Annotated in this window: 6 protein-coding genes; all 6 read right to left on the reverse strand. The window is 73.5% G+C overall.

What is annotated here, in order from left to right; genetic code table 11:
- The coding region (locus ACWEVO_RS28570) for an FGGY family carbohydrate kinase (RefSeq protein WP_452310582.1) at nt 1-659 on the reverse strand (659 nt) is incomplete at its 3' end.
- Complete coding sequence (locus ACWEVO_RS28575) at nt 656-1,369, reverse strand: HAD family hydrolase (protein WP_452310583.1); 714 nt, start codon at nt 1,367-1,369, stop codon at nt 656-658. The genes ACWEVO_RS28575 and ACWEVO_RS28570, both read right to left, overlap by 4 nt.
- Entirely contained in the window at nt 1,366-2,136 is a 771-nt protein-coding gene (locus ACWEVO_RS28580; protein WP_452310584.1) for a class II aldolase/adducin family protein, read from the reverse strand. Before ACWEVO_RS28580 ends, ACWEVO_RS28575 begins: the two co-directional genes overlap by 4 nt.
- Nucleotides 2,133-3,221, reverse strand: a complete 1,089-nt coding sequence (locus tag ACWEVO_RS28585; RefSeq protein WP_452310585.1) for an ABC transporter permease — start codon at nt 3,219-3,221, stop codon at nt 2,133-2,135. The genes ACWEVO_RS28580 and ACWEVO_RS28585 overlap by 4 nt, the downstream gene beginning before the upstream one ends.
- Nucleotides 3,218-4,219, reverse strand: a complete 1,002-nt coding sequence (locus ACWEVO_RS28590) for an ABC transporter permease (RefSeq protein ID WP_452310586.1) — start codon at nt 4,217-4,219, stop codon at nt 3,218-3,220. The genes ACWEVO_RS28585 and ACWEVO_RS28590 overlap by 4 nt, the downstream gene beginning before the upstream one ends.
- A partial coding sequence (locus tag ACWEVO_RS28595) for a sugar ABC transporter ATP-binding protein (RefSeq protein ID WP_452310587.1) occupies nt 4,216-5,652 on the reverse strand: 1,437 nt, incomplete at its 5' end. The genes ACWEVO_RS28595 and ACWEVO_RS28590, both read right to left, overlap by 4 nt.

Genomic DNA, 5,652 nt, shown 5'->3' on the forward strand with positions numbered 1-5,652 from the left:
GTCATCCCGAGCACCACCGGAACCCCGGCGGCCAGGCCGGTCGCCGACGCGCTGCCGGCCGAGAGGCCGCCGACCGGGGTTCCGGGCGGCGCCAGGCGCGGCAGCGCCGATTCCGGCACCTCCGCCGCGTCGAGCAGGTACGCGGGCCAGCGCAGCGTCTGCGGGTCGGCACCGGACTTGAGGGCGTGGCTGGTGTCGGTGGGCACGTCCTCGCCGGTGAGCCGCGCGACGACGAGGTCGCTGACGTGCCGGTAGCGGGGCGCGGGCCGGTGCCGGTGCAGCCACGCGATGCGGGCGAGCGCCGGCGCGGCCGCCACCAGCCCGGGATCGACCCCGGCTCCCGGTTGCCCGGCCCGGCGGTCGTTGTACAGCAGGGCCGGCCCGACCGGCGCGAGGTCGTCGGAGCAGGGAACGACGGTGCCGGAGGTCGCGGTCACCGTCACGGCGCGGACCGGGCAGTGCAGGTCGGCGCCGAGCCGGGCGAGGACCGCCACCGCCACGTCGGCGTGGTCCGGTGACTGCTCGGCACGTCCGCCACCGGCGCGCTGCGGCGTCGGAAGTGGTTGCGCCGCCCGCGCCACCACTTCCCCGTCGGGGGTGACCGCGACGGCGCGTACGTCGGCGGTGGCGACGTCCAGGCCGATGACCACCTCGTTCATGCGCGCCCGTCCCCGAGGATCAGCCGGGGAAGCGTACGCAGATCGGGGACGGCGACGTCGGGCTCGGCGAGTTGCTCGGCCGTCGGCTCCGGAGGGGCTTCGCCGCGCAGCACCCAGACCGTGCCGAGGCCGAGGGCGCGGGCGGGCCGGACATCGGTGTCGAGGCGGTTGCCGACGTGGACGGCGTTCGCGGGGCTGGTCCCCGCCTCCTTGACCGCCCACTCGAACAGCGCCGGGTCGGGCTTCTCGTGGCCGACGAGCGCGGAGACCGCCCAGACCTGGATGAACGGGGCTACGCCGTCGCGGCGCAGCGCGTCGATGACGTCGGCTTCCTGGTTGGCCAGCACTCCGATGCGTACCCGCCCGTGCAGGGCCCGCAGGCAGGCCAGCACGTCGGGGTGGAGGCTGCCCGGCCCGTGCCGCCAGTACCGGCGGGTGCGGGCGTGCAGGTCGTCGCGCCGCCGCTCGTCGCCGAGGAACTCCGCGGCGAGGGCCCGCCGCAGTGACCCGGACTGCGCTGCCCGCACGCCGTCGTAGACGGCCCGGAACCGGGCCCGGGCGGCCGGCGGCCGGCCCTGCTCGGCGAGCAGGTCGTCGAGCGCCGCCAGCACGGCGGTCGCGAAGTTCTCGTCGTCGTAGATCGGGCCGCCGATGTCGAAGAAGACCGCCTGCACGGTGCGCCCGGCGAACGGTGAGCCTGCCCAGGTCATACCGTTTCCCCGGCGAGCAGGGCGCGCCGGGCGACCTCGTCGGCGCGGGAGGCGAGCGCGTTCCCGCCGGCGGCGTCCAGGTAGCGCGGCGTGCCGACGGCGTGGGCCAGCGCGCGGGTGCGGGCGGCCTTCACCGCCATCGTCGTGACCGCCTCGACCTCCTCGGGCGAGCGGCCCAGCGCGACCATGCCGTGGTTGCCCAGCAGCACGAGCCGGGGCGGCGCCCCGTGCCGTTCGGCGTGCTCGGTGATCGAGCGGGCCACGGCGCGACCGAGCGCGAGGCCCGGCTCGTGGTAGTCGACCCAGGCGGGCCGGCCGACCACCACGGCCTCGTCGGGGAAGAGCGGCGCCTGCCACAGCCGTTCCCCCTCTTCGATCGAGACGAGTCCGACGATCGCGGTGGGATGGGTGTGGGCGACCCAGGTGGCGCCGCCGGCGTGCACCGCGGCGACGTGGACGAGCGTCTCGATGGAGGCGCGCCGCCCGCGCGGGTCGTCGGCGACGGCCAGCAGCGCGGACAGTTCGTCCTGCGTGGCGCGGGGGTCACCGAGGACCCGGGCTGCGGCGTCGAGATCGACCACCACGAAGTCCTCGGGCTTCGCCCGGTCCATCCGGGCGCCGCTGGCCTTGACCACCAGTTCACCGTCGGCGAGGGTCGAGGTGTTGCCTTCGGCGAGGCTGACCAGGTCCCGGGCCGGGTCGCCGATGCGCAGCGTCAGGTCGACCAGCTCGGCGGGGACGGCGCCCGCGTCGCTGCGCACGCTCACCGCACACCTCCCCGCCGGCGCAGGGTGATCGCGTTGAGCAGCGCGGAGAGCACGAGGACGGCACCGAGTGCGAGGAGCTGGAACTGGCTGCCGTCCGAGCCCTCGAAGGCGAGCAGGATGCCGGCGTTGAGCCAGACGATGAGCAGGGCGGCGATCACCACCCCGGCCACGCGGCCCAGGCCGCCGGTGATCGCCACGCCGCCGAGCACGGCGATGGTGATCGCCGGCAGGGCCATCCCGTTGCCGACGCTGCCCGCGTCGGGGCGGGCGGAGGCGAACTGGGCGACGGTGACCACGGCGACCACCCCGGAGAGCAGGCCGGAGGCGACGTAGGCGCGGAAGCGGGTCTGCCGGACGTCGAGGTTGGCGAACCGGGCGGCCACGTCGTTCGTGCCGATCGCGTACAGCTTGCGGCCGTAGGTGCTGCGGTTGACCACCAGCCACACCACGAGGACGCACGGCACGAGGAAGGTCAGCATCTGCGCCGGCAGGTCCGGCACCACGGGCAGGTCGAGCGGCCGGGTCAGCGAGTGCAGGTCCTGGATGGGCTTGGTGGAGATGGGCGCCCTGTCGTTGCTGACCAGCGCGAGCGACCCGTACGCGTAGTAGGTGGCGAGCGTGGCGATCAGGGCCGGGAACCCGAGGTACGCGACCAGCAGCCCGTTCGCCGCGCCGAGCACCCCGCCGACCAGGACGGTCAGCGCCAGCGCGGGGAGGACGGGCCACCCCCACTGGCCGACCATGAAGCCGAAGGCCATCCCGGAGAGGCTGACCATCGATCCCACGGACAGGTCGATCCCGCCGCGCCCGGAGACGATGACGATGAACTCGGCGAGGCCGAGGAGGCAGAGCGGGACCATCGTCTCCAGCGCCGAGGCGAGGTAGTCGGCGTCGTACGGCGCGACGAGGTAGTCGTTGCGACCCAGGTACCAGAACCACACCACGACGATGACGAGCAGCACGCTCAGCAGCGCGACCCGTTCGGAGAGCACGAATCGCAGTGCGCCGGCGATCCTCGCACCGGTCGGGGCCGGCTTCGTCTTGTCGTCCTTGAGCTGTTCCGGTTCGGCGGTTCTGGTCGTCATCGTGCCCTCCTGCGGCGCTCGCGGACCAGGTCGACGCCAACCGCGACCAGGATGAACGCGCCGATGAACAGTTCGGTCAGCTCGCTGGGCCAGCCGAGCAGGGTGATGGCGCTGGTCACGGTGCCGACCAGCAGCGCGCCCAGCAGCGTCCCCAGCACGGTGCCGCGGCCGCCGAGGATGCTCGTCCCGCCGATCACGACGGCCGCGATGACCTGCAACTCCAGGCCGGTGCCGGCGTTCTGCTGCACCAGGCCGCCGCTGCCGACCAGGACGCAGGCCGCCAGGCCGACGAAGAAGCCGGTCAGGGCGTACGCGGAGACGATGCGCCGGCGGACGCGGACGCCGGCGAGACGGGCCGCGTCGGCGTCGTTGCCGATCGCGTACCAGTGGCGGCCGGTCGCCCAGTAGCGCATGTAGCACCAGGTGAGTGCCGCGAGCATCATGGCGAGCCACCAGGCGTGCGGCACGCCCAGCAGGCCGAGCCCGGCCTGGCCGCCGCCGAACCACCCGAGGGTGTCCGGCACGCCCGCCACCTGCTTGTTCTCGAAGATGCGCAGCGCCACGAAGCGGAACACGTTCAGGGTGCCGAACGTGACGATGATCGGGTGGATGCCGCCGAGGCTGACCAGCAGGCCGTTGACGCAACCCAGCCCGAGCCCGAGCGCGACCGCCACCAGCACCGCCAGCGGCGCGGGCGCTCCGGCGTCGCGGACGAGCTTGGCCACCACCACCATGACCACGGCGGCCATGCTGCCCACGGAGACGTCGATGCCGCCGGTCACGATGACGGGCGTCATCCCGATGCCGATGATCGCGGTCGCCGCGACGGCGAACAGGATGTTGCGCAGGTTCGAGCCGGTGAGGAAGGTACTCGTACCGACGGACAACGCGAGCCAGAGGGCCGCGATGACGACGACGAGCGCGAGTTCCTGGCCTTCGACCGCGCGGGCGATCGGGCGCCGCCGGCGCAGCGGTACGGTCTGGACGAGTCCGGTCATGCCGCTCCCACCTCCGTCGTCGAGTCGCCGCCTGGCGTCGATGCCCGATCCGATCCGTCGTCGCCGGCCGCGGCGGCCAGGACGTCGGCCTGGCGCGCACCCCGGTCGAAGCTCGCCGTGATCCGCCCCGCGCGCACCACCAGCACCCGGTCGGCGAGCTGCAGGACCTCCGGCAGGTCGGAGGAGACGACGAGGACGGCGCTGCCGGCGTCGGCGAGCTCGACGATGATTCGGTGGATCTCGTCCTTGGCCCCCACGTCGACACCCTGGGTGGGTTCCTCCAGCAGGAGGATGCGGGGCCGTTCGACGAGCTGGCGGGCGAGGACGACCTTCTGCTGGTTGCCGCCGGAGAGGTTGCCGACGAGGGTCGCCGGGCCGGGTGCCTTGATGGCGATGCGTTTGATGAAATCCTGCGCGACGGACCGCTCCCGGCCGCGGTCGACCCACAGGCGGGCGCGGCTGAGCAGTCGCAGGTGTGCGCTGGAGATGTTGAAGGCGATGCTCTTGGAGCTGAAGACGCCCTGCACCTTCCGGTTGGCGGGCAGCATGGTGATGCCGTGCCGTACCGCGTCGGCGGGGGATCTGAGCGCGACGCCGCGGCCGTTGATCCGGACGGCGCCGGAGTCTGCCGGGTCGATCCCGTACAGTGCCCGGGCGATGCTGGCGGCGCCGGACCCGACCAGGCCGTAGAGGGCGACCACCTCGCCGGGGCGCACGGCCAGGTCGACGTCGGCGAAGACGTCCTGGCGTCCGAGGCCGGACGCCGCGAGCGCGGGCTCGGCGTCGGCCACGGTCCGCGTCACCTGCCCGGTTTCGAGCTTGTGCCCGACCATCAGCTCGGCGACGGCGCGGACGGTGAGCTCCCGGGTGGGCCGGCTCGCCACCACCTGCCCGTCCCGCAGCACGGTCACGCGGTCGGTGATCTGGGCCAGTTCGTCGAGGCGGTGGCTGATGTAGATGACCGCGACGCCACTGTCGCGCATCCCGCGGACCGCCGCGAAGAGCGTCTCGATCTCCCGGTCGGTGAGGATGGCGGAGGGCTCGTCGAGGATGAGGATCCGCGGCTGGCTGGCGAAGGCCTTGGCGATGCTGACCAGCTGCTGCTCGGCGACCGACAGGTCGGCCACCCGTACGTCGGCGACCGCGGCGTCCAGGCCCATGCGTTCGAGGAGCGCGACGACCTCCTCGTGCTGGCGGGTGCGCTGGACGATCCCGGCCCGCCGCCGTTCCCGCCCGATGAAGACGTTCTCCGCCACGGTGAGTTCGCCGAAGAGCTGCGGCTCCTGGTACACGGTGGCGATGCCGGCGCCGAGCGCCGAGGTGGTGCTGCCGGTGGCGAGCCCGTACACGCCGGGTTGCGGCTTGGGCTTGGCGACGTAGTAGAGCCGACGCCAGATGTGGAACACCACGAACGCCGCGATCCCGAAGATGGC

This window comes from Micromonospora sp. NPDC003776 (genome assembly GCF_053605645.1).